Origin of the sequence: Halioglobus sp. HI00S01, assembly GCF_001635445.1 — a bacterium.
Lineage (GTDB): Bacteria > Pseudomonadota > Gammaproteobacteria > Pseudomonadales > Halieaceae > Halioglobus > Halioglobus japonicus.
On sequence record NZ_LWEE01000025.1, the window covers coordinates 61,082 to 86,730 of the forward strand.

A 25,649-nucleotide genomic window follows, 5' to 3' on the forward strand; every position below is an offset into this window, starting at 1 on the left:
GTCCAGCGACTAGCGCTGCCCGGGAATACATCGTAATCAGTCGTCATTTATTGCGCGGCGCGCTTGGCTCATGCTAGTTTGAAACGGTCAAATCGCGCGAGCCTATACAGGATGTACGGCCAACGACCGCGATACCACCCCCGCTATGACGGGGCACAACGGGACGCAAACATGGCAGTTGATGAAGTACCGGGGCAGGCCGATAGCGGCATGTGCAGGATATTGGGCAGATGAGCATAATCACCCGTCTCAATATGGTATTCGTGATCGGTGCAGTCACACTAGGCATACTTGCGAGCGGTGCCGCAGGCTTGCGCGATTACCAGATTCAGCTCAACCAAATCACCACGACGGCCGCCAGTGGGCTAGAGGCGCGCCCCGATCTGCAATTCCATATCTATCGCAACGACAGCGCGGCGATGGCCAACGTCATCGAGCTGTTCTTTCAGGACCCCGCCATTAGTGGCGGCGTTATCTACAACAACACCGGGGTCGAGATTTCGACACTGAACAGCCCTGCCAGGCGCGGGTTCATTGCCACAGATTTCGACAGGGTCCGCGGCGATGCACTGACGGTGGATGAAGTACTCGTCGCATTTGCCAGTGACGGTAATCGCATCACCCCCACATGGTTCAACTCAGTGCTGGCCGCTGACGAACCCATTTATTACAGCCTGCCTGTATTCACCCTGGTCAACCCCGCTGAACGACACCTCACCGAGGCGGATTTTGCCCTGGCACTGACCGACGCAACGCGCGATAAGAGCCAGTGGGTGATTGGCTATCTCCACCTCATCCTGGATCGAACGCCGCTCAATGCTGCCGCCCTGTTCGCTGCCGCCACGGTAATGCTCTGGGTAGCTGCACTGGTATTGCTCTGCTCTATTGCCGCATGGCTGGTGGGGCGTCGTATTACCCGGCCACTCAAGCAATTGGGCGACATTGCCAATGATGTTGCCGCCGGCAACGTGCAGGGGCCGATCCACCTCGAGGGTGGCGGCGAAATGCAGGAGGTTGCCCGGATTATTAATACCGTACTTGGCGGCATAAAGAACTTCAAAGCGGAACAGGAGATCGGCAACCGCCTCCTCAGCCTTAAGGTCGAAGAGCGCAACTCGCAACTGACGGAACGCAATGCACAGCTCAATAAAGTCGTGGGCGAGGTCAAGAAGACCCGCAGCCGACTCCACCACTTGTCTAATTACGACAAGCTCACACAATTACCTAACCGCCAACTGTTTGCCGAACAACTGGACTTACTTCTCAAGCTCAATCACCGCAATCAGCATAATCTGGCGCTGCTGTTTATCGACCTGGATGAGTTCAAACGGGTTAATGACTCACTCGGGATCAGCGCGGGCGATCGTCTGCTGCAGCAGGTGGCGGGCCGCTTGAACGAAACCGTGCGCGAGAGCGATAGCATTGGCCACCTGGTGAACAGCGATGCAGACATTGCGGTGTCTCGTCTCGGCGGCGACGAGTTTACGGTTGTGCTCAATAAAGTAGAGTCCGATAAAGCTGCCTTGCAAGCTGCGCAGCGAGTGGTGGCAGCGCTGGAGGCGCCCTATTACATCGATGACCATGAGCTGGTTATCAAGCCCGCTATCGGAATCGCCATAGCGCCACTGCACGGGGCTGACGTCGAGGAACTGCTCTTGGCCGCCAGCGCGGCAAAATGGCATGCCAAGAAGACTTCCCGCGCGGGGATCGAAATGTACAGCGAAAGTATGGGTGAGCAAGGCCAGAGCCGGCTGCGCCTGGAAGCAGACCTGCGCAGAGCCATAGAACGCGATGAGCTGTCGCTGCACTACCAGCCCCAGGTGGACACACGTTCAGGCTCCGTGGCCGGTGTTGAGGCCCTGCTGCGCTGGGAGCATCCGGAAGAAGGCATGATCCCGCCCGGCGACTTTATTCGCCTGGCCGAGGAAATCGGCGTGATCGACCAACTCGGTGACTGGGTACTGGTGCAGGCCTGCCAGCAGGTACAGGCCTTTAATCGCGCAGGCCTCAAGCTGCAGAAAGTGGCCATTAACATCTCCGCACTACAGTTCTGCACAGAATTTGTTGCGCGTGTAAACCAGGTAATACGTCAGTTTGGCATTGCACCCGAGCAACTCGAACTGGCGCTGACCGAAGGCATTATGACCAGCAATGACGAGGAAACCGTTGAAGCCCTACGGGCTTTGAAAGACACCGGCGTGTATTTGTCGGTCGATGATTTCGGCACGGGTTACTCACCGTTGACCTATCTAAGCCAATACCCGCTGGACGAGATCAAGATAGCGCGCGAATTTCTCCTCGACAGCGGCCGCAGCGAAGCCGGCGCTAAACTCATCGTGGCAATCATCGCCATGGCGCGTAGCCTGGGGCTGAGGGTATTGGTTACTGGGGTAGAAACCCACGCGCAGTTCAAGTTCCTGACGGAAAATGGCGCCGGCTTCCTCCAGGGTTATCTGTTCAGTCCGCCGGTCACCGCAGATGAACTCAAACCCATGCTTTCCCCCTGGCATTTTGTCGACCAGGTGCAGCGACTCTCTGAATCGCAGCCCCCGGCCAACACCCTCCCCTAGGCGCCATAGGCCGCCTGAAAGGCGGCCTCAAATGCTTCAAGTTGATCTGCGGGTAGATCATTGATTCCCGCGGCTCCAGCTCGACCACCACCAGTAGGAAATTGCATACACAACTCCGCGGCGCCCTGCTTGTTCGCCAGCGGTGCACGCACACTGACCAGATAGTTGCCGTTGTCCTTGGCGGTGAGTACGGCGTGAGCACGCTCGGGATTGGCCGTTGCAAGATCATTGCTGAATACACCGCTAACCCGCCGCGCCCAGGCTTCATTCGGCAGCATGAAAATCGCCACCTCAGCACTCGCCAGTGAGGCCTGTACTGCCTCCGCTGCCCCCATGTCCTGGGTGTAGCCTTCGGCCAGGGTACGGAAGTGCGCAGAGGCGCTGACAAAATCGAGGGCGCTTTGCGCTTCGGCCAGGTGAAGATAAAGATCCTTAGGATCAAAGTGCAGGTCGGCTATGGCCGGGCCATAGCCGTTGTAATTGATATACGTACCCAGCTGCTCCAGACGATCCAGATCTTCACTGGCGATATCCAGCCCCTTGGCGAGAGTCCGTGCAGTCTCTTTGAGGTTGTCGCCAAAGGCACCGGTAACCGCCCAGTCCAGGTAGGCACCCTGCAGATGGCCATTGACAAGCGCCGCCGTGCACACGTCAGGGGACTCATTGATCAAGCTCACCAGAGACGCATGCTCAGGAATATCACCCGGGAAATGATGATCGACATAAAACACTTCAGCGCCGGCCTCCAGTGCTGTGGCCAGACCCTGTTTGTTTTTGTCCATCGAAATATCGAGCACAGTGAGCCTGTCACCAGCCGCAGGATCAATCTTACTGAGCAGATTGATATCGCGCTTCACTCCGGTCACCAGTTGGGCATCGCGGGGCTCCGCTTTGCGCAACTGAAGCAACGCACAAATACCATCGGCGTCGCCGTTAAAAACATCGTAATCCATTCTGTACCTCCAAAAAAAATCGCGACCATTGGCCGTCCCGCGCCCAGGCGGGTCAGCCAATGGCCGCGATACGCTGTGCTAGCTATCGAGACTCTGGTAGTAATCGGACAGAATCTTGGCGACTTCAGGTCGGGAGAATTCCGGGGGCGGCGCAATGCCCTTACCCAGCATCTCGCGTACTGCGGTACCGGAAAGGAGTACAAAGTCATCCTTGGAGTGGTCAGGCGCGTCGCGCATCATCACAACCTTGTTCAGCTTCTTGCTGTATGCGGTGTGATCGGCCTTGTAGATTTCGAGCTCAAGCGCGTCCGCAGGCACTTCTTCGTCAAAGATCGTCTGAGCGTCAAAGCCACCGTAGTAATCTCCCACACCCGCGTGATCGCGACCCACAATCAGGTGAGTACATCCGCAGTTCTGGCGGAACACTGCGTGCAGCACGGCTTCGCGTGGTCCTGCATACAGCATGTCGAAGCCGTAGCCGGTAATCATGACGGTGTTTTCGGGGAAATACACATCCACCATCTTGCGAATTGCAGCGTCGCGTACATCCGCTGGAATGTCACCGGGCTTAAGCTTGCCGAGCAGCATGTGGATGAGAATACCGTCGGCGTTCAGATCGTCCTTGGCCATGCGACACAGTTCTTCGTGAGCACGGTGCATGGGATTGCGGGTCTGAAAGGCCACTACCTTCTCCCAGCCACGCTTGGCAATCTCCTCGCGAATTTCCACGGCAGTCCGGAAAGTCTCGGGGAACTCCGCCTGGAAATAAGAGAAGTTAAGCACCTGAATCGGACCGGACAGCAGCGTCTTGCCGAGGCTCTTGAAGGTCGCGACACCCGGGTGCTGACCGTCGAGCGTGCGGAAGATCTTCTCCGCCATAAAATCGATCTGCTCATCGCTGACGGATTCAACCGCCTCTACATCCATAATGGCAAGCACGGGATTGCCTTCGACATTGGGGTCGCGCAAGGCAATGCGGCTACCGGCCTCGACACCACTTTCATCGGTCATGTTAACCACGGGCACCGGGAAAAATACGCCGCTGCTGGTGGCCATGGATTCCGCGACGCTCATAGCATCCGCGAGATTCATGTAACCCGTAAGCGGGTTGAAATAACCGCCACCGAGCATCACTGCATTTGCCGCAGCGGCTGAGTTCAGCAAAATGGAGGGCAGCGACTCTACCTCAGTGAGCAGTGCTGCACGCTGGGCATCGTCGGCGACGTACAGGGGGTTCAGTTCATCAGAACCATGGGGCTTGATCATGCTTTTCTCCGGTTTACTTGGTGACAATGCCGCGCTCACGCAGCAGGTCGAGGATCAGGTTGACTTCTTCTTCCAGCGACTGCTGGTCAGAGTGCAGGTGCAGCTCAGGGTTTTCGGGCGCCTCATAGGGATCGTCAATACCGGTGAAGTTCTTGATTTCGCCGGCCCGGGCCTTCTTGTACAAGCCCTTGGGGTCGCGCGCTTCAGCGGCTTCGAGTGAACAATCGACAAAGATCTCAATAAAGTCCATGCCGGCTTCTTCGTGGAGTACCCGCACCGCGTCACGGTCTGCCTTATAGGGGCTCACAAAGCTCGACAGTGCAATCTGGCCACTGTCGACGAACAACTTGGCCACCTCGCCAATACGACGAATGTTCTCGGCACGATCTTCAGCGGAAAAGCCAAGGTTCTTGTTGATACCCATACGGACGTTGTCGCCGTCGAGGCGATAGCAGGCCACACCGCGTTCGTGCAACATACCCTCGAGTTCCACCGCCACCGTGCTTTTGCCGCTACCGGACAATCCGGTGAACCACAAAGTGGCGCCCTTGTGTCCCAACAGCTTTTCGCGGTGCTCTCTGGTGATATCGCCTTCGTGCCAGTGCACATTGGTTGCTTTTTGTTCAGCCATGGTAGGGTCCTGTCTGTTGGGATAATGAGGTCGGCGCAGCTTACGCACGTTACAGCTATATGTAAAACAGGATATTATGGATACCAGTATCGGTTTTTCCGGCGGCAGGTCCGTCGCTACACGAAGATGAAATATACCCTCAAACAACTCCAGGTCTTTCTCGCCGTTGCCCGGCACGAGAACATCTCGCGCGCAGCAGCTGAGCTGCATATGTCACAGTCAGCGGCCAGTGAGGCCCTGCTCAACCTCGAACAGGGCTACGCCATACCGCTGTTTGATCGCGCCAGTAATAAGCTGTCTCTAAATGCCACGGGGCACACGGTCCGCAAGGAAGCCGAATCGCTCCTCGCCCACTGCCAGCATTTTGAAGACCTTTTGCATACGCACCAGTCACTGGGACACATCAAGGTTGGCGCGAGCTTTACAATAGGCAACCATCTCGCCACCCGTTACCTGGCGGGCTATCTTGGCAAGTATCCCGAGGCCGACGTCCGCCTGGAGATCGCCAATACCCCGGAAATTGTGGCCAAAGTCCTCAACTACGAGGTCGATATCGGCATGATCGAAGGCGAGTATCAGCACCGGGAACTGGAACTGATTCCCTGGCGAGACGATGAACTGGTGGTGTTCTGCGCGGCCAATCATCCACTGGCGGAGAAAAAGACCCTATCGACCCGGAATATTCGCGAGGCAGCATGGATATTGCGCGAGCCGGATTCCGGTGCTCGTCACACCTTCGACCGTGCCATGGCGGGATTGCTTTCGGAGCTGAACGTTTATATGGAGTTCATGCACAATGAAGCGATTAAAAATGCCGTAGAATCGGGCCTGGGCATCGGCTGTCTGTCCCGCATTGTACTGGAGCGCAATTTCGCCAATGGCGATCTCGTGCCACTGACCCTGCCCCGCCGCGATCTGCGTCGCAGCTTTTACTTCGTCCTGCCAAGGCAGCGCTACCCAATCGAGTCGGTGAGCTACTGGATGGATACCTGTCGCTCCGTCGATACCTGAACTAAGATAGGCTTTTTTTGGAGGAGTCCGCCCCATGGCCAGTGGCCATACCAACAAGCACGCCGCCCGCTCAGCCCAGACCAGACTGCGCTTTATCGACGCTGCCCAGAAGTTATTTGCCGAGCGCGGTGTTGACGTCGTATCTCTGAACGAGGTGACAAAAGCTGCCGGGCAGAAAAACCGCAACGCGTTGCAATATCATTTCGGCAACCGGCAGGGGCTCATACAGGCCATTCTCGATTACCATGCCGATCCGGTCGAGGCACTGCGAAACCGGTTCCTGGCGAGCGCCGAGCTCGAGCAATGGTCGCCCGCAGAGCAGGTCGCCCGCAGCCTCGTCACACCATTGGGAGAGTACCTGAAGAGCACCCCCGAGGGTGAGTATTACGTAAGAATTCTGTCGCAACTGGCGGCCACCAACAGCCCGGCAACCAATCCAGGCGCCGATTCACAAATCAGTTTCCGCGATGTCCCTGCCCTGGAACCCCTGGTTGCCAGGGCGCTGTCACACCTCGGCCAGGCGGAGGCTAGGCGCCGCCTGTTTTTGGCGGTGTCGATTAATTTCCATAGTATTGCAGACATCTGCAGCGCCTTTGGCGACAAGCCCCGTCAACGCAGCATCATGCTCGACCAGGTAGCCGGCGCCATTGCAGCCATACTGGAAGCCCCCGCCAGGAACTGAGTTGAGCCAGCGCAAAATCATCCACATTGACGCGGATTCCTTCTACGCGTCTGTCGAGATGCGCGAAGATCCCAGTTTGGTCGGCCACCCCATCGCCGTGGGCGGGCGCACTGGCCGTGGCGTCATTGCCACCTGCAACTACGAGGCCCGTAAGTTCGGTGTGCACTCCGCCATGCCCAGTAGCCGCGCCCGGCAGCTGTGCCCCCAGTTGCAAATTCTCAAACCGCGCTTTGAGCTTTATCGCGAGGTATCTCGCCAGTTCCACCAGGTATTTAACCGCTATACAGATGTCATCGAACCACTCAGCCTGGATGAGGCCTATCTCGATGTCAGCGCAGCCACTGCCTGCCGTGGCAGCGCCACCCTCATTGCCGAAGACATACGCGCGAGTATTAAGCGCGAGCTGAATCTGACCGTTTCGGCGGGTGTCGCTCCGAATAAGTTTCTTGCCAAGGTCGGAAGCGACTGGAACAAGCCCGACGGCTGCTTCACGATCGCGCCGGAGCAGGTCGCAGAATTTGTGGCCGATCTTCCTGTGGCAAAAATCAACGGGGTCGGCAGCGTCACTGCTGCCAAGCTGGAAAAACTGGGCGCGACCACCTGCGGGGAGTTGCAAAAGATACCGCTGGAAACCCTGGCCCGACGCTTTGGCAAATACGGCATACGCCTGTCACGCCTTGCCCACGGTGACGATAATCGCCCGGTACAGACCAGCCGCATTCGCAAATCCATCTCGGTGGAGAACACCTATGCCGACGATCTTAAAGATACCGGAGCCATGCAACTCGCACTGGAAAAAATCCTCGAAGAACTTGAATCCCGATTTCACCACATTGACGAGCAGTACCACCCGCACAAGCGATTTGTAAAAGTAAAATTCAATAACTTCGAACAGACGACCATCGAAGAGGTCATTCCCGCCAACGGGGAGCACTGGCTACAACCGGTGGCCTACCGGGCCCTGTTGGAGAAAGCGTGGCAGCGCCAGAGCCGACCGGTCCGATTGCTGGGGGCGGGACTGCGGCTCAACCCTCGCAGCGAAGTGCGGGAAGCGCAGCTGGCGCTGTTTGAAGCCTGATCTGCGTCTAGCGTCGATCAAACTTTGTGGATAGGACAATCGCCGAATCTGTGTCCCGAACACCTTCGGTCTCGCCAATTCGGTCCAGGGTGGTGTCGAGCTCTGCCGGACTGTGCACCCGCATCAGTGCCACCATATCGATTTTGCCACTAACGGTGTACAAGGCCTCAACCTGAGGAAGTTTCTCAAGGGCACTGGTTACCATCGCCCCCTTGCGTGGATCTACCACCAGATTGACGTAAGCCTGTATTGTTTCCGCGCGATAACTGTCGCTCAGCTTGACCTTGTAACCGGTAATGACGCCATTGCTTTCCAGGGCCGTAAGGCGCTTTTGCACCGTCGTGCGCGACAAATCCAGTTCCCGGGCAAGCTCACTGACGCTCTGACGCGCATTGCGCTGCAGTGCCTTCAACAGCCGTTTATCGTTCTTACTCAGCTCCACTTCAGCTCCCCCACGACCAACAATTAACAAATTGAACATTATGCTGGTCAATTTGGCTCTTATTTGACCATATTAACCAGTTATTGCAACTGCCAATTCATCACCCAATAGCCACAAAATGAACGCATAACAACCTCAGGAATACCGACATGACAGGTGACATCAAACAACAATGGCAGCAAGACCGGCGCGAGACCTACTCCTGTACCGGTGGTTTCATTGCCAGCGCTCAGCCGGAAGATTCTGCCTACCTGTTCTGCGCTGCCAAACTGGAAGCCCGCGCGGCCGACTTTCTGAGCAACTTCAATGGTGCGGTTAGCTATGCTGTCAAGGCCAACCCCGAAGCCCGAATTCTGCAGACCTTGCGTCGCAGCGGCGTGCAGAACTTCGACGTGGCATCCCTGGAGGAAGTTCGCTCTACCCTGGCCATCGCGCCACAAGCAACGCTGCACTTTAACAATCCCATCAAGGACGACACATCAATAGCTGAAGCCTACCAGCGCTATGGCGTACGCTCATTTGCCCTCGACGAGACTGCCGAGCTGGAGAAAATCTACCGGGCCTGCGGTGGCGACCCTGAGGTTCGCTACACCGTTCGCTTCAAACTGGAACACAGTGGCGCCGCGTACGACTTTGGCAGCAAGTTCGGCGCTACGCCCGATGCAGCCGTACAGCTGCTACGCCTCGTCAAGGCGCGGGGCGGCCGCCCCGCACTCACCTTCCACCCGGGCTCACAGTGTGTTGAGCCCGCCATGTACGGCCGCTATCTCGAAGTGGCGGGCGATATCATTGAGCGCGCGGGTGTTGCGCCAGAACTGGTCAACGTCGGAGGTGGCTTTCCCGTTCAATATGCTGGCGCCGATGTGCCCGAACTGGCCACGTTCTTCGCTGAAATTCATTCCGCTGCCGAGCGCTTTCTGCCTGCTGGCACGCCGCTGATGTGCGAACCTGGACGCGCCATGGTGGCGGACAGCGTCTCGCTGCTGACCCGGGTCATTCATGTACGTGAAAACGGCCACAGCCTGTTTGTAAACGACGGGGTGTACGGCGGTATGCAGGAACAGCTGCTGATTGACCTGCAAATGCCCGTGCGCGCCTGGCGTGGCGACAGCCTGCTCAGCGGACCGGTCAACGAGTACCACGTGTTCGGACCTACCTGCGACCCTGTCGATAAGCTGTCGCGAGCCACACCGCTACCGAAGGACCTGCGCGCCGGAGACTACATCGAATTCGGCTTGCTGGGTGCCTATGGTTCAGCCACGAGCACCGGCTTTAATGGCTTCCGCTCCGGGGGCTATCGCGACATTCTGGTCGCTCAGGATTTTAGCGCTCGCTAGTTGCGCTAAACCAGATCGGCGAGGACCAGGCCCGTTCCTGAATAACGGGCCGATGCTCCGGCGCACAACACCCTTCAAACCCATCGGCAATGGTCGCAGGGTCGTCACATCTGACACCGGCGGCCACGCACTGACGCTGGCTCCAGCGACAGCTGGGATTTTCCAGAACACGCGTGTAGTAAAAGGCCGATTCGCCGAGCTTGAATTCAGGGTCGCGCCATACGCTGCAAAGTTCGGCGAACCCCTCACCACTGCGCGCACAGTTAGCGGGATTGACCGTCGCGCCATTGTCTGCCGATCCGGCTACATCGAAGACCTTTTCCCGGGCATTACCGCCGGCGTCCACCCAACCCTTTACCACCTGAATACGCTGTAAGGGCACACCCGGGGAATCCGGGGTGCCGGGGTCCTGACTGGCCGCAATCAGAAAAACCGGCGGCGTCTCAGTTGCGGCCCACTCGCCACCCATCGGCACGCCATTGGCGTACGCTATGGCAATGCGATCCGGCTGGTCACACAAATTGTCGGGATAGTCGCCGGCAAACATGCGACTGGTAATACGCGGACCGGAGGTGGCATAGGTTTCCCGGGCGCGCATGCCATTAAACAAGGCATCTCGCGAATTTTCTTCGGCCCAGACGACGGCCAGACCACCAGGGTTGTATTCAAGCTTGTCGGGCAGCCCGGGCGGTATAGCCTCGCCCGCGGGCACTCCGGCGCCACCGTGACCGAGGAAACGATCCTCTTCGGCGGCTCCGGGAGCCCCAAGGTGGGTATCTGTGCTGGCGATAACACCAAACTGATAAGGGTTTACCCCGAGTTCCTGCTCCAACTTCAGACCATCGACGAGTACCTGCCTGACGAACCCGGTGTCAGGCAGCGGCGGCTTGTTGCGGCCTGCGATGTTGTCGTTGGGCTGTTGTTCGAAGGCACACAACTCATCACTCGCCCCGGGGCCGTAGTAGCACTCAGAGGCGCCCTTGTGCTGCATGATCTCCACCAGCGGTTCAAACCGCATGCGCCGTGCAGCGTATTCAGGCGTCATTAAACCCCCACCGTCAAGCTGCGCCGGGAACATGTAGCCCGCACTCAGATTGGAGTTGTGGGGAATGACCAACGCATCACAGGTACCCGAGCTCAGGCATTTCTCATGCAATCCCTGCCACAACAGTTCAGGGGCGGGAGTATCGATAAAGCTCAGGGGAAGATCCGGGACATCGGCATTGCGAAATACCACATTGCGATGCAGATTACCGCCGCTGACGCCCTCCATCGCTGTCCACTCGTAGCCCACAAAACTGGTGAATTCACACTGCGCCGAACGATCGTAATGCTGCTCCGCCGCATGCTGCATTTCGCCCCAGGGGATGCGCGACGCCTCCAGACACACTTGATCGTCATCGCCACACAGGCCCAGATGCGCCTGCTGCATAGTGGCCACGAAGTTAAACAGGTAATAGGCAACCCGCGGCAGATTGCGATACACCACGCACTGCCAGCTGCCATATCCCTCCGCGTCCGGTGTATTACACATATACACTTCGCCAATCAGTTCGGCGTGATCAGAGACCATGGCGAAATCCAGTGGACGTCGCAGCTGCAGGCTGCGCATGCCTTCCCCAATATCGCTCCAGGGCTGGATAGGCAGTTTCTCGCCACGTGCGAATGCGTAAGCCTGGGCGGGGGTTGTCTGAGTACCCTGGGTGCTTGCATCGAGGGAATATCGGGTGTGGACATGCAGATCGCCAAACCACGGCTGCTTGAGCGGGTCGCGATTGGCGCAGGCCTCACGTTGCTCTGAATAGCCCTGCTCTGCCGTCAGAGCCGCCGGACATACCGAGAGTATGAGCAGTGTCATTAAAAGCTGTTTGTACCTGGCCATCCATCTCTCCAACTGACTGCAATGATGCCCTGGCCGAGCTTAACTCAGCGGCAGAGCCGATGTATTCTCGCGTCTCCAGATACTGGGTGAACGTCCTTCCCAGCGTTTGAAAGCGTGGCTGAAATTCGCCGATTCCCTATAGCCCAGCAATGTCGATATCTGCTCCATCGGCAAACGGGTCTTTCCCAGATATTCAAGCGCCAGACCATAGCGTAGCTCGTCGACGATTTCACGGTAGCCGGTATTCTCATCGCGCAATCGCCGCTTGAGGGTGCGAGTAGATAAACCCAATGAATTGGCCACAACATCGATATCGGGGAACACGCCGGGCCGGGAGAGCACCTGCATACGCACACTGTCGACAAATCGTCCCTGACCACTCAGCCGCGCCATGATCAACTGGCACTGCTGCTCAAGATGCAGGGAGGTTCCTCGATGATTGTTCAGCAGCGGTTCTTCCAGTAACGCCGCATCAAACACCAGCCGACTGTGTTGACTGGAAAAGCTGACCGGACTCTGGAACATCCGCAGATAGTTGTCGGCATTGCCGTTGCTAGCATGCGGCAACAACACATGATGCAGGTAAAAACGTTGTCCCAGTATGGCCCGAAAGGTGCGTGCAGCGGCTGCCAGGCCACGGTCGACGAAAACCCGGGTCAAATCAGGTGAGGTGTCAGGATTGCCACGCAGTTCAAACCAGGCATCGCGCCCCTGCTTGCCATAACCGAAGCTGAAGAAACTGAACGCCATGGGTCCAAAGCTCTCCGCCAAGACCAGGACGCGTTCGAACGTTTCTGCAGAGAGCAAGGCGTAACCAAACAATCCGTAGCGCTCGGGAATCACCACGTCACCCAGTTCCAGACCAATGCTGGGATCGCCGCTCAAGCGGATCACATTTTCGTAAAACCGGCACTCCTGCTCTCTACTGAGCGAGTCGTCAATTCCCTCACGTAAAACGTCCGCTTCGCACAGGCCAGTTCCATCCAGACAGGCCGCTGCATCGTGGCCGCGGGCGGCCATGACCTCCAAAGCGGGCAACAACGATCTTACAGGGTGGAGTATCACGAACAGGGCAGCAGCAGGCTAAGCACGGCAAAAGACCGCGAAAGTGTAAACATCCCATGTATAAAGCACAAACCGATAGCGACACCGCAGACCAAGGGGTATGATCTCGACCATGCAGAAACAGTACTCTCCTCCCCAGTTCCCCTGGCTCTCTGTCGGGGCGCTGAGCGTGTTCCTGATGGCGTTAATCGGCTTTGAATCCGGCGTCTCTGTCACCGAGCGCCCCGAGCTCAGCACCGAAGGGTTTCTGACCAAAGCCTACTATTCTCTGAGCCTGTTTGTGGTTGGCGGCGTTGACCTGGGCACACCTCTGGGCGGCCCGCTGTTAGGCCAGGCCATGGTTTGGACGGCTTATTTCGGCGCGCCCATGCTCGCTGCATGGGGCCTGATCAGCGCCCTGCTTCGCGCACTGGCACCGCAGGCGTGGCAACTCAAGCGCCTGCGCAATCACGTCGTGGTGGTTGGCGATGGCGAACTGGCCATCAGCTACCTGAGGGTGCTTAGGGAGCACAACCGGAAAACGCCCGTAGTCGTAGTCTCCAATACTGGCTCAGAGGTTTTGCGGGACGAGTTCAAACAGAGTTTTGGTGCGGTCGTGGTCAGCGGTGACATTACCCACCAGTTTTTCCTACGCGAGCTGCGCGTGGAACGCGCGCGGCGCATTCTGCTGCTTAACGATAACAGCCTGCGCAGTTACGAGGCTGCCAGCGTCTTGCTGAAACTGGTACCGGGCATCGCATCGAGAGTCATCATTCACTGTTCAAGCCTGCGCTTCATGCGCTCCATGGCCAATACCCGGGTAGCCAACCATTGCCACTGCTTCAACACCTACCATCTGGCGGCTTCTGGCCTGGTTCGCGGGCAAATGCTCGAGCACTTCCACGAGACACGCCCCAAAGACGTTGTCATCCTCGCGGGCTTTGGACGCTTTGGCCAGACCGTGCTCGAGGAAATGCAAAACTCTGCCTCGGGGGAACTGGATACCGTACTTATCATCGACAAGGACGCCCGCCGCCGCGTTCTGGTGGCAGACGAACAGATGAAATTCAGCGGCGACTATCGACGTGAGTTGTTTGAAGGCGACATTGCCCACCCGGAGGTCTGGGAGCAGGTGCGCAATACCGTCAGCGTCGACGGCGACAATACCGTATTCGTACTCGGCACCGGCCGCGAAGAAGAGAACCTGCGCACAGCGCTGTGGCTGCGCCGAAAATACCCGCAGTCCATGGTCATTGCACGCTCCAGCAAGGAATCCCTGTTCGCCACTGAAGTGGGCCGGGAGCACAATATCATCAGCATCAGTATTGCCCAGTTACTCGAAGACAATATTCCGCGCGACTGGATCGAGATGCGCTGATCAGCGCGTTTGTGCCCGACCACTAAAATCGTCATACTCTGCCCCCAGGAACACTGGAGACCTCCCCCTTGATTCGCCTCGCCACCCTCATCGTACTCGCCGCAACTCTTGCCGCCTGCAGCTCGGAAATCGAGGACGCCCAAAAAGCCCTGGCGGACAGCATCGTCATCAAGACAGACATATCTGTCAGTGGCCTGAGAGCCTATCCCGGCGATGTTGTGTGCGGCAAATTTACCGCCTACGTCTCCTACCACGAACCCCGTATGGAGGATGCACCCTTCATCTACAGAAACGGGCAAATCGATCGCCCCCCCCGGCCGAGTGACTGGAAGATCTTCTGCAATGAGGATTCAGCGACCTCGCTGACCGCCATGACCGGCTTTGGCCCACTGACCAACGACAGCGCCGAGTGGCTGGCGATAATTCGCGACTTTGGAAAGATCACAGCTGCTCTTGAAGCCTACTACGCAGATAATCACTTCTACCCTTATAACGAACAGGGTCTGGCGGCACTGATTGAGAAGCCTGAAAGTAAAATGCCCATGCCGAACTACCCCGAAGCAGGCTATTTATCTGCTATGCCAAACGATCCCTGGGGGCGGCCATACCTGTATAAGGCTGTCCAATGGGGTCGCTCCAAGGGCAAAGTCGAACTGCTATCACTGGGCCGCGACGGCACCCCCGGTGGCGAGGGTCTGGACGCCGATGTCAGTTCAGAGTACCTCAGCTACTTCAACCACGTTATAGCCACGCTCTAACACCGCTACCGGGTCAGAGCGAGCACCAGCGCGCGCAACCGGGCAGCATTCACCGGTTTGGGCAGGAACCGGAATCCAGCCGCCTTGGCCCGATCGCGAATAACATCGCTGTCGTCAGCGCTGATAATGATACAGGGCAGCGCTTTGCCGAGCAGTTTACGGGCCTCGATCACGGCATTCAGCCCTGTGTCGCCCTCATCCAGATGATAGTCGGCCAATACAATATCCGGCGTCGGGCGTTCACCGATACGTCGCAGCAGCGCCTCTCGACCAGCCGCAGTCGAGACCACCGCACCCATGGTGCTTAATAGTTCCTGCATACCATCGAGAATAAGCGGATCATTATCCACGCACACGATCTTCAGACCCTGCAGGTCGGCACCCAGTGACGACTGTTGCTCTCGTGTATCCTGCTGCTGAGGCTGGCCAAACGTTACCCCAATGGCGAAGCAACTGCCCCGCCCTGGCGCGGAGCGCAGCTTGAGATGGTGGCCAAGCAGTTCAGCGTACCGGGCGACAATCGCCAGCCCAAGGCCCAGACCCTCTTCGCCCTGGTGACGATGGCGCTCCAAACGCTGAAACTCCTGGAACACCAGCAGTTGATCCTGCTCTGCAATGCCGGGGCCGGTATCAAGCACCTGTAGTTCAGCGCCATCGCGCCGGCGCCGCAGACCAACCACAATCCGGCCACTGTCAGTATATTTCACCGCGTTGGATATCAGGTTTTGCAAGATGCGTGTGAGCAACGCCTGATCTGTATAAAGCCAGGCGGAACTGTCCACCACGCTCAGCTCAAGCCCGCGGGACTGGGCAACAGGAATGAATTCGCGACTCAGTGAGTCGAAAATCGCACTAATCGGGAAGTGACTGCGGCGAGGCATTTGCTTGCCCGAGTCCAACCGGGAAATTTCGCGCAGCTCTGCAATGAGTTCCTCGGCTCGTTGCAGTGAACTGTCAATCTGGTCGACTACGCGGCGGGTTTCGCCTTCACCATCTCCGCTCAGCCGCGGTTTGAGCACTGCCGTGAACAGACGTGCAGCGTTAATCGGTTGCAGCAGATCATGGCTGGTGGCCGACATAAATCGCGTACGGCTCTGATGGGCATCCCGAAGGCGGGACTCGACCTGAGCGCGAAGCCTATTCTCCTGGCGCAACTTGGCATTGGTTTCGCTCAATGTCTGCGACCCACTGGCTACCTTCTGCTCGAGCTCCAACTTGGCGTCTTCCAACTGCGCCACCACATCGCGATAATCCGTAATATCGATGTAGGTGGTCACGAAACCGCCGTGAGGCAAGGGGGTGCCACGGATATCGATCACCGTACCGTCAGGCAGGGTCCGCTCCAGGCGATGTGGATTGCCCTCGCGCAGCCAGGCCAGGCGCTTATCGATCTCCTCTTCGACCAGACGACCGCCCGTATCGAGTATGCCCCGCTCAGCATTGAAGCGATAAACGCGCTCTATCGGGCAACCCACATAGAGAAAGCGCTGTGGGTAGTGGAACATTTCTTCGTAACGTTTGTTCCAGGCCACAAGGCGCAGCTCCTTGTCGACCACCGACACCCCCTGGATCAGGCTCTCTACTGTCGTCTGCAATAACTCGCGATTAAACGTATTGAGTCGGCTGGCATCCGTCACCATGCCGGCCAGATCGGTGTATTCCAGTTGCTGGCTGCGCTCCAGTTGCTCCATGGCCTGATGCGCAGAAGTCGAGCCAATAATGCGCGCCAGCACCGCTTCCACCTGAGTGACCACGAAAATGGGCGCCCGGTCACCGGGCAGCAGACGCTGCTCATAGCTGTCTTCAAAACGCAGCCACATGGCCCGCGACTCAGCCTCATCCAGAAAAGGCGGCAGCAATGCCTGTAACTGGCTTACGCGAATCAGGCTGAGTTCGAAATCCCGGTCGCTCTCTGACGGCGATGCCTGTTGATCTTCCGTGAAGAGCCGCGCCTGGCGAATATCTGCCTGAGAAGGCTTGAATGCCAGTGAAAGAACCACCAGGGCCACAAGATTGACCGTCAAGCTCCACCCAGTGGCATAGGCCAATCGATTCTCACCGCTGATGCCAAACAGATTCATGGGACGCAACCAGTTCTGACCGAACAGGCCCTGGGTCAACAAAGTGGCATCGACATTCAGCACTACTGGCAACACACAGCAGTAAAACCAGAGTCCCAATCCGCACAGCAAGCCGACGATAACCCCGATACCGTGAGCGCGCCGCCAGTACAATCCCGCCAGCAGCCCAGGCGCCAATTGGGCGGCGGCAAGAAACGAGATAAAACCGATCTGGGTCAGCCACGGAATATTCATTATCTGCCGGGTCACGAGCCAGGCCGCCAGCAGTATGCCGGCAATGGTCAGCTGGCGGCTACGCCGCAGGCTGTCGCCCAGGTTGAGCACTGCTGCTGCCGACGCAGCATTGGCCCGCATGATCATGGGCGCGACGATCTCATTGGTAATCATGATGGCGAGGCTGACCGTGGCGACAATGACCATGCCCGTGGCCGCAGAGATACCACCGATAAAGGCCGCTACAGTCACCCAGCGCGCTTCGAGCGAAATAGGCAGTAGCTGGACATAAGTATCGGGACTAATCGTGTCAGACATTGCGTAGACATGAGCGCCTGCCAGACTGATAGGGACAACCAGCAACATGAATAACGCCAGGTACGCCGGAAATAGCCAACGCGCCACCCCGGTGCGTGTGCCCTGCCCAGCCTCTACTACCATGACATGAAATTGTCGGGGGAGACACAATATGGCCAAGGCACTGATCAGAGTCCGCGCCAGGAAATCGGCCGTAATCGAAAACTCACCCAACGCCTGAGAACCCTGCGTGACACGGATGTCCGCGGGCAGCCGGCCTAGATAGGCCAGCGCGAGAATGGCCACGGCGACAAATGCCACCAACTTGACGATGGACTCAATCGCCACGGCCGCCATCATTCCTTGATGCCGTTCGCGGCCATCGAGCCGCCGGGTGCCAAATAGAATAGTGAACACCGCCAGGACAATCGCCACCAGCAAGGCAGTATCGCCGTCGTACTCACCCATACCCTCAAGATTGCCGCCCACAATTGACCAGGCCTGTGCAAGCGCCTTGAACTGCAGCGCGATGTACGGCAGTACCGCCGTGGTGGCCACCAGAGTGACCAGTACCGCCAGCGCCTGACGTTTACCGTACCTGGCGCCAATGTAGTCGGCTATCGAGGTAACCCGGTGGCGTTCGCCCACAGCGAGCAAGCGTTGAATAATCGGCCAGCCAAGAACAAACAGCGCAATGGGCCCCAGGTAAATCGGAGCATGCCCCCAGGCAGTTGCCGTTGCACTGCCCACCGCTCCATAAAAAGTCCAGGAACTGCAATACACCGCCAGCGACAGGGCGTATATCAAACCCCGTACGTCGGGCCGCGCCAGCCAGCTATCCTGGGCACCCTCGTCCACCTGTCGATCCGCCCACCAGGCCACTGCAAACAGTACACAGATATAGAGGAGTGCCAGACTCAGCAAATTGGAGGCAGTTACCATCGGCGACTCAGGGAGTTGAATTGTCCAGCGAGCATACCACGCGAACAGGGGCTACTATAGTAAGCAAGCAGTGCCAAACCGTGAGCATATAACGTGACATTGAAACCACTCTTTTGCATCCTGAGTTTAGTCTTGTACCTGTGTGCATTTGAAGCCCATGCACATCGCAAGACCGACATTATTCATTTCTACAATGGCGACAAGCTCACCGGGGAAATCGTGTCCCTCTTGGGCGGCATCCTCAAGGTGAGCACCGATGCCATGGGCACCGTACAAATTGAGTGGCCTGAAATCGCGCGAATGGAAAGCGAGTACCATTACGAGGTTAGAGTCACCAATGGCGACCGTATCTATGGTTCTTTCTCCGATAAAGCGCGCCCCGGGCAGGTACTGGTCACAGACGTTTTCGCCCGCCACCAACTTGAGTCCCTGGCGATCGTTGAAATACGCCCGATCGAGGATAGCTGGGTCGATCGCCTCAACATCCATCTGTCGGGCACCTACGGCTATACCCGGGCCAGTGGTGTTACCCAACTGGCGTTTAACACCGAGATCAGCTACGAAAACGAACGCTCCAGAAACACCCTAACAGGACAGGTTGATATTTCAGACACGAACGAAGGAAGCACCTCAAGCAAACGACTAAATTTTCAAAGGGCGGTGTGGCCGGGCAACCGTTCGGACCAATTCCGAACTGGCTTCGTCAACTACGAAGATAACGATGAGCTCGAACTTGATTACCGGGTAGCGGTAGGTGGTGGTGCCGGTCGTTACTTTATCGATACCAATCGGTCACGCCTCACCGGCGCAGGCGGCTTGCAGGTAATTACGGAGAAGGGGTTCAGTGATGGATCTAATGAAGATATCGAGGGGTTTCTTAACGTCAGCTATTCCACATGGAAGTTCTCCACGCCGGAACTTCACGTCGATCTGAATTTCACCCTTTATCCCAGCCTGACAGATGCGGGGCGCTTACGAAGCTACAGCAACGCACGCATTAGCTGGGAAATTATTGAAGACCTTAGCTGGGACATCACGGCGTGGGCAACCAGCGACAACAACGTGGAAGATAACGTCAGCTACTGGGACTACTCCATCACTACCGGGATAGGCTGGGATTTCTAATCACCCAGGCGACTGCGAGTAAACATGCACGTCCCGCTGCGGGAAGGGTATAGAGATACCTTCGCTATCAAAGCGCATTTTCACCTCTCGGGTAATATCCCAATACACACCCCAATAGTCTTCAGTGCGCACCCACGGTCGTACGATGAAGTTCACCGATGAGTCTGCCAGCTCATGCAACTTCACGAGCGCCTCCGGCGTTGACAATACCTTCTCATGTTCTTCCAGCACAGACGCAAGTACCGACTCGGCCTTGGCTATATCATCTGTGTAACTGATACCAAACACCAGATCGACACGGCGAACTTTCTGCGCCGTCACATTTTTGATGACGTCACCCCAGATCTTACTGTTGGGAACCACCAATGTCTGGTTATCAAATGTAGTTATCGTAGTAGATACCAGGCTCATTTTTTTGACCAGCCCGGACGCACCGGCCACCTCAACAAAATCGTCGACATCGTAAGGGCGATACAGGAGTATCATCCCGCCGGCGGCGAAGTTGCCCAGTGTATCCTGCAGCGCAAAGCCAATTACAAACCCGGCGACACCAAGACCCGCCAGCATGGGGCCGAGCGATATCCCGACTTGTGACAATGCAATTAAATACCCGAACACCATCACAACGCCGCCGCAGACCGAAATCAGCACATCCTTGAGCAGTGTGGACATATCGTTACCCGGACGCTCACACGCCAACTTGACCAACTTACGTACCAATCGCGCCAAGTAACGGAAAACCAGTAATATGCTGATGAACAGCAGCAGTTTGAATAGAATATCCGGGGCGTTGTCTGCGATAGCAATTTTGACGTTGTCCCAGCCCGACTGCAGCAGGCTCACCAGAACACCCGCTCCCAGGGCGCTGACTTTAATGCTGTGGCTCTGTGCGAGCAGTACTTCCTTATATACCGCGGGGTTTTCGCCCAGACGCGCCAGTAAATCAATCAGCTTCTCAAGATGAGCCAGATCCAGTTCCTGCTGTCGAGCCATGCCGTTGCGCGCGACCGCCAGGTCTGCATTCTGAGTATCCTCAACAATGCGCTCATTCAGTTCGTCCAGCGCACCACCGGTGTATTTGATCCGGCCCGTCAGGGTCTCTGCCTGTAAATACAGCATGGGCAGCAGGTCACCTGAGAGTGTCCCATCGGACAGTCCGAATTCCTTGCGCCGCTCAATAAGCGTCACGAGTGCAACGTAGTAACGCATTCTCAGGTTTTCCAGGCTTTCAGCCTTCGCCTCGGCAACAACCAGGTCGGCCCCCGAGAGCTCCGTAAGCATCACTCTTTGCTCGGCGATACGAGCAGTTAGCTTGGAAGTGCGCTGCAGCACCCCCTTGCCTACGCCCCCGAGACCTTCGCCCAGGAAGATCGCTACACTCGCTCGCACTTCATTGTCTTCAGGCAGAGTCGAAGCTGCCTGCGCCAACTTATCCAGATTTAACAAGAGTTTGAAGCTGCGATCATCGCGTCGATAAAGCAGAGATTGCATGTCGTGATCTGACGCACCTTCTATGAGCGCGTCCAGCATTTGAATACTGGCGATATCCGCCTGCAGACGGTCCGACATTCTGGCGACCTGATCAGGCGTGATCCTATCGGTAATATCCGCCTGCAGGCGGTCCGACATTTTAGCGACCTGATCAGGCGTGATTTTATCGGCCCCATAGGCCGGAGCAGACAACCCAGTGTAGAGCATCAGTGAAACTAGCAGGGCGCGAACGATGGCAATCACAAATGTACTCCGTTCTTCGATATGCGGTGCAAACTTCTGAACATCGGTACTTTTCACATTAGCACAATCCATGTAATTTCCCAGAAGCACAAGGGAGTCATTTGGCAGTTCAGATAGTAGGACCAGCCTCGGTTACCCACCCGGTAAAATGGCCTTTATGGTCATATTTCGCGAAGTTGTAGGTAATATATCGACTCGCATATGGGACGACCCGCTGCGCAAGAAGGAGAGCTACATCTCCATTGCGGGACTCTTATAAAGATAACTAACCCGTCCACGCCGACACTGGTATGGACATCCGTGTGAGGTATTACAATGAGAAACCGCCGCCCCTCTACTCCGGTAGTGGCCAAAACCCTTCTCGCGACGGCTGTCGCTACTATTGTATCACCGACATTCGCCCAGGACCTGGTCCTGGAAGAAGTGATTGTGACTGCCCAGAAGCGCGCAGCTACGATTCAGGAAATCTCTGGCACTGTTAACGTGGTTACAGGTGAAAGCATGGATCGCTATTCTGCGTTCAAGTTTAATGACTTGGAACAGATGACTGCAGGCCTAACCCTGAACAGCCCCAACTCGCGCAACAACAGTATCGCCATGCGCGGCGTCAGCATTGACCCTGAAGCGGGCGCAAGCGCTGTTGTGAGCGTTTACTGGAACGACCAGCCCGTGCGCGAAGACGTGGCGTTCTCCCAGCTGTATGACATGGAACGTGTAGAAATCCTGCGCGGCCCCCAGGGCACACTCCAGGGCAGAACCTCTCCCGGGGGCGCCATCAACCTGGTGACCCGTCACGCGGACCTGGCGGAAAACGAAGGTTCTATCGAACTGAGTGCCTCTGACAACGAGGGTTTCAATGGCAAAGTGTCTTTTGGCGGACCCATCATCAATGAGGTTTTCGCAGCGCGTATTGCCGCCGTATACGACGTTAACAACTCTACCAACGTTGAACAGTTCCAGGGGTTCGACGATCCAGAAGCAGAGGCTTTGTCTGCACGCCTGAGCACCGTCTGGCAGGCCGGCGATAACCTGAACATCAAGTTCGTCTACCAGTACCAGGATCGCGAGACCGATGATCCAAAGGCCATGAACGGGACAGACAACCTCGGCGAGCGCCCTACACTGACCCCTGAGGACCTCACATCCCTCGGCGACCTGATCGACAACGCCGAGATGGAGTACGACCTGGCCAACCTGCAGATTGACTGGGATATCGGCGACATCAATCTGGCCTCTGTGACCGGCTACTCGGAGAGCTCCAAGGTGAGCTTCACCGAGAACGATCGAGCCAACTATGTCGACGAAGAGATTCCCACCTGGCAGAACTCCAATACCGACCAGGAATCTATCTCCCAGGAATTACGCCTGTCCACCTCAGACAATGACTTCTGGGACTGGATGGTTGGCATTTACTACCAGAATCAGAAAACCGCAACTGACTTCTTTGCCAATAGCGTGGATACCGGCATTGGCTTTATCACCGCAGGCGACATTCCCGTCGACCGGAAAGAGCTGGGTATCTTTACCTTCAATACTTTCTATCTGGGCGAGGCCACGAAGCTGGAAGTTGGTCTGCGCTACGCCGAGTATGACTCTTTCCGTAGAGCGACCGTAAATTATGGCGGTCTGACTTACCTGCCGCCAGTGTTCGAGCCTATCATAGACATTATTGAAGCAGGTTTCGCAGCAGCGTTCCCCATCGAGGGGGTTAGCGAAGAGAACCAGAACACCAAAGAAGATACCATCACCGGCTCCGTTTCGATCAACCACGACTGGACCGACAACACCACACTATATGCCGCCTACAACCGTGGCTACCGCCCGAGCGGCATCTCGATTAATCCGACACCGAACATACAGTTTCTGCCTAACGGTGAAGACGACCTGATTCACGACGAAGAGAAAAGTGATTCCTTCGAAGTGGGTTTCAAGGGTCGTTACCTGGATGGACGCTCCACGCTGAATGGCGCGTTGTTCTATCAGAAGTACGACGGCTATCTGGGCTTCACCCGTGGCGTACAGGTACTCGACGACGACGGTAACCCGCAGGATATTTCCGGCGGAGTTCTCTTCAACGGCGACGCCACCGTTTGGGGCGCTGAACTCGAAGGCCAGATTCTGCTAAGCGAACACTGGAATGCCGGCGGTGCGGTGTCCTACACCAAGGGTGAATGGGATGATGGCGCTACAAAGCCCTGTAATGACCGCCAACCGGGTGAAGTTCTGGGCTTCTGTGACATTGGCGGTGATGCCCTCGGTGGGGAGCCAGAGTGGAGTGTGACAGCCAACACTGAATACTTCATGCCCATTGGCAGCAACGAGTGGTATGTACGCGCCCTGTACAAGTACACCGATGAGCGCCTGAATACCGAAGCGTCAGCAGGTATCACCTCTCGCGAAACGTTCGATGCTAACCACGTCGTCAATGTTTATGCCGGTCTGCGCTCCAGTGACTACACCTGGGACGTGAACATCTGGGCCAAGAACCTGCTGGATTCCGATGAGGTCGTCTTCGAACAGGGTCACGACCAGTTCGACATACTGTATTCAGGCGGGTCCTACCTGCAGTCCAACATCCAGACCGAGCGCGTTATCGGCGCTACCGTGCGCTACAGCTTCTAAAGAACTGGCACTTCAGAAAAGGGCGGCTCAGGCCGCCCTTTTTCGTTTCAGTCCAATAGTATCCGGCCCCCGGGGTCATTGGCGCCCTGCCCTGCTATGACTATCCTCTGGATCAAACCATCGGAGATGCACCGTGAAAAAGCTGGTTACCCACGCCCTTGTGGCTGTCATTTTTCTGCTCATCGGGATGACCCTGGCAGATACCAGAATCGCTGACACGGCGCTGGACGCCGCGCGCTCGGCGCGTTCCGCTGCGATCGAAGTCGTCGGCAATCGCGCCGGCATCGAAACCCGAACCATGGTGTTGGCGGAAAACCCCGAGATTATCTCGCGGCTCATGGAGGGCGGTTCCTTTGGTGGCGAATACTCGGTGGAGGCAGCCCAAAACATGTTCGGCCGCACCCAGGCCGCGATCGACGATGTCATGAACAAAACCCATGTCGTCGAGGTTAGCCCGCGCAGCTATCTGATTCGCATGCCCATCGTCAACGCGGCTTTCTTCGTTACCGACGAAGGTGTGGTGCTCGTTGATACCGGCATGGGCCCCGCGGGTCCGGCCATTTACTCGGCAATCCGCTCCGTCACCGACCTGCCCATACACACCATCATCTATACCCACGGACATGTCGACCACAGCTATGGCACCTGGGCGATTATGGAGGCCGGTGAGACGCCGGAAATCATTGCCCACGACTTGCTCAAACCCCGATTTGAGCGCTATATCCGCCTGCGCGGTTCACTGGCCAAATACATGAGCCAACCCGAGGAGCAACTCCCCGCCTCTACCGATGACCTGGTCTGGCCCACACGCTATTTCAGCGATCGGCTGGAAATCGAAGTGGGCGGCGAAACCTTCGTGCTTCAACATCACAAAGGCGAAACCGATGACCAGCTGTACGTCTGGGTACCGGGCCGCGGCGCCCTGGCCAGCGCCGATTACTATCAGGGTTTCCTGCCCAACGCCGGCAATGGCAAGCGCACCCAACGGCACGTGGAAGCCTGGTCTGCGGCCATGAAGGAGATGGCGGCGCTGGAGCCGGCATTCCTGCTGCCGGCTCACGGCGAAGCCCTGACGGATACTGCTACGATTCAGGAAAACTTCCTGGTGCTGGCAGAGGCATTTGATCACATTACCGAGCACACTATCGATGGGCTTAATGCGGGCAAGCGCAAGGATGAAATCTTCCTTAGTGTGCAGTTACCTGAGCACCTGGCGACACACCCGACACTCAACGTGCAGTATGTGACACCCAACGACATCTCCAAAATGTTGATCAAACAGTACACTGGCTGGTGGGATGACATCCCCTCGCACTGGACGCCGGCGACCATGGAGGATCAGGGTGAGATGATTATTGAACTCGCCGGAGGCAATATCCCCGCGATTGTTGAGTACGCACAGGGCCTGATTGCCGACGATATTCGCCTGGCGTCGCACCTGACCGACTGGCTGTTCTACGCCCGGCCCGATGACCCCAACGTGCAACAGTTGGTGTACGACGTGTACAAAACCCGGATTATGGATCGGGAGACCAACACCATGGAAATGTTGACCTACCTGGATCAGATGACCGCTGCGCGAGAGCGTGCTCGCTCCCGCTAA

Annotated in this window: 18 protein-coding genes; 10 read left to right on the top strand and 8 right to left on the bottom strand. The window is 57.0% G+C overall.

Features of this window, described 5'->3' with window-relative positions; genetic code table 11:
* Positions 1 to 230: 230 nt before the first annotated feature.
* The gene (locus A3709_RS05250) at positions 231 to 2,570 is read left to right on the top strand and encodes a bifunctional diguanylate cyclase/phosphodiesterase (RefSeq protein ID WP_066051141.1); all 2,340 of its coding nucleotides are present in this window, start codon (positions 231 to 233) and stop codon (positions 2,568 to 2,570) included.
* Here A3709_RS05250 and A3709_RS05255 read toward each other — a convergent pair.
* From A3709_RS05255 to cysC, 3 genes are all read right to left on the bottom strand, one after another.
* A complete protein-coding gene (locus tag A3709_RS05255) occupies positions 2,567 to 3,523 on the bottom strand; it encodes a DHH family phosphoesterase (protein WP_066051144.1) in 957 nt (318 codons plus the stop codon). The two genes, A3709_RS05250 and A3709_RS05255, sit on opposite strands and share 4 nt — an antisense overlap.
* A gap of 78 nt (positions 3,524 to 3,601) precedes the next feature.
* Positions 3,602 to 4,789: a sulfate adenylyltransferase gene (gene sat, locus A3709_RS05260; protein WP_066051146.1), complete on the bottom strand. Its 1,188-nt coding sequence runs from the start codon at positions 4,787 to 4,789 to the stop codon at positions 3,602 to 3,604.
* A gap of 13 nt (positions 4,790 to 4,802) precedes the next feature.
* Positions 4,803 to 5,420: an adenylyl-sulfate kinase gene (gene cysC / locus A3709_RS05265; protein WP_066051148.1), complete on the bottom strand. Its 618-nt coding sequence runs from the start codon at positions 5,418 to 5,420 to the stop codon at positions 4,803 to 4,805.
* A gap of 126 nt (positions 5,421 to 5,546) precedes the next feature.
* On the opposite strand from cysC, the gene A3709_RS05270 reads away from it, so the two are divergent.
* From A3709_RS05270 to dinB, 3 genes are read left to right on the top strand one after another with little or no spacing between them, the layout of a single operon-like run.
* A complete protein-coding gene (locus A3709_RS05270; RefSeq protein WP_066051151.1) occupies positions 5,547 to 6,431 on the top strand; it encodes a LysR family transcriptional regulator in 885 nt (294 codons plus the stop codon).
* A gap of 34 nt (positions 6,432 to 6,465) precedes the next feature.
* Positions 6,466 to 7,113 (top strand): TetR/AcrR family transcriptional regulator, encoded by a 648-nt coding sequence (locus tag A3709_RS05275; protein WP_066051154.1) that lies wholly within the window; start codon positions 6,466 to 6,468, stop codon positions 7,111 to 7,113.
* Position 7,114: 1 nt separating this feature from the next.
* Positions 7,115 to 8,191 carry a DNA polymerase IV gene (gene dinB / locus A3709_RS05280; RefSeq protein ID WP_066051156.1) on the top strand — a complete coding sequence of 359 codons (1,077 nt, stop codon included), beginning with the start codon at positions 7,115 to 7,117 and terminating at the stop codon, positions 8,189 to 8,191.
* Between the two features lie 7 nt (positions 8,192 to 8,198).
* Here dinB and A3709_RS05285 read toward each other — a convergent pair whose 3' ends face one another.
* Positions 8,199 to 8,633 (bottom strand): Lrp/AsnC family transcriptional regulator, encoded by a 435-nt coding sequence (locus A3709_RS05285; RefSeq protein WP_066051881.1) that lies wholly within the window; start codon positions 8,631 to 8,633, stop codon positions 8,199 to 8,201.
* Positions 8,634 to 8,782: 149 nt separating this feature from the next.
* On the opposite strand from A3709_RS05285, the gene A3709_RS05290 reads away from it, so the two are divergent.
* Positions 8,783 to 9,970: a hypothetical protein gene (locus tag A3709_RS05290; RefSeq protein WP_082849910.1), complete on the top strand. Its 1,188-nt coding sequence runs from the start codon at positions 8,783 to 8,785 to the stop codon at positions 9,968 to 9,970.
* Here A3709_RS05290 and A3709_RS05295 read toward each other — a convergent pair.
* Both A3709_RS05295 and A3709_RS05300 read right to left on the bottom strand, forming a co-directional pair.
* Positions 9,957 to 11,852 (bottom strand): DUF3604 domain-containing protein, encoded by a 1,896-nt coding sequence (locus A3709_RS05295; RefSeq protein ID WP_066051159.1) that lies wholly within the window; start codon positions 11,850 to 11,852, stop codon positions 9,957 to 9,959. The genes A3709_RS05290 and A3709_RS05295 overlap by 14 nt on opposite strands.
* Before the next feature lie 39 nt (positions 11,853 to 11,891).
* A complete protein-coding gene (locus A3709_RS05300; RefSeq protein ID WP_156507577.1) occupies positions 11,892 to 12,890 on the bottom strand; it encodes an AraC family transcriptional regulator in 999 nt (332 codons plus the stop codon).
* 139 nt (positions 12,891 to 13,029) lie between these two features.
* On the opposite strand from A3709_RS05300, the gene A3709_RS05305 reads away from it, so the two are divergent.
* Together A3709_RS05305 and A3709_RS05310 are read left to right on the top strand one after the other, a co-directional pair.
* Positions 13,030 to 14,274 carry an NAD-binding protein gene (locus tag A3709_RS05305; RefSeq protein ID WP_066051887.1) on the top strand — a complete coding sequence of 415 codons (1,245 nt, stop codon included), beginning with the start codon at positions 13,030 to 13,032 and terminating at the stop codon, positions 14,272 to 14,274.
* Positions 14,275 to 14,342: 68 nt separating this feature from the next.
* On the top strand, positions 14,343 to 15,032 hold the full coding sequence (locus A3709_RS05310; RefSeq protein ID WP_066051164.1) for a type II secretion system protein GspG: 690 nt from the start codon (positions 14,343 to 14,345) through the stop codon (positions 15,030 to 15,032).
* A gap of 5 nt (positions 15,033 to 15,037) precedes the next feature.
* Here the strand turns inward: A3709_RS05310 and A3709_RS05315 are convergent, their stop codons facing one another.
* Positions 15,038 to 18,565, bottom strand: a complete 3,528-nt coding sequence (locus A3709_RS05315) for a PAS-domain containing protein (protein WP_066051167.1) — start codon at positions 18,563 to 18,565, stop codon at positions 15,038 to 15,040.
* Positions 18,566 to 18,697: 132 nt separating this feature from the next.
* Between A3709_RS05315 and A3709_RS05320 the strand changes: the two genes are divergently transcribed.
* Positions 18,698 to 19,690 carry a DUF481 domain-containing protein gene (locus A3709_RS05320; protein ID WP_082849912.1) on the top strand — a complete coding sequence of 331 codons (993 nt, stop codon included), beginning with the start codon at positions 18,698 to 18,700 and terminating at the stop codon, positions 19,688 to 19,690.
* Here the strand turns inward: A3709_RS05320 and A3709_RS05325 are convergent, their stop codons facing one another.
* On the bottom strand, positions 19,691 to 21,481 hold the full coding sequence (locus tag A3709_RS05325) for a mechanosensitive ion channel family protein (protein WP_197484075.1): 1,791 nt from the start codon (positions 21,479 to 21,481) through the stop codon (positions 19,691 to 19,693). It lies immediately after the preceding gene.
* A 258-nt stretch (positions 21,482 to 21,739) separates the two neighbouring features.
* Between A3709_RS05325 and A3709_RS05330 the strand changes: the two genes are divergently transcribed.
* Together A3709_RS05330 and A3709_RS05335 are read left to right on the top strand one after the other, a co-directional pair.
* A complete protein-coding gene (locus tag A3709_RS05330) occupies positions 21,740 to 24,046 on the top strand; it encodes a TonB-dependent receptor (RefSeq protein ID WP_066051178.1) in 2,307 nt (768 codons plus the stop codon).
* Positions 24,047 to 24,179: 133 nt separating this feature from the next.
* A complete protein-coding gene (locus A3709_RS05335) occupies positions 24,180 to 25,649 on the top strand; it encodes an MBL fold metallo-hydrolase (RefSeq protein WP_066051181.1) in 1,470 nt (489 codons plus the stop codon).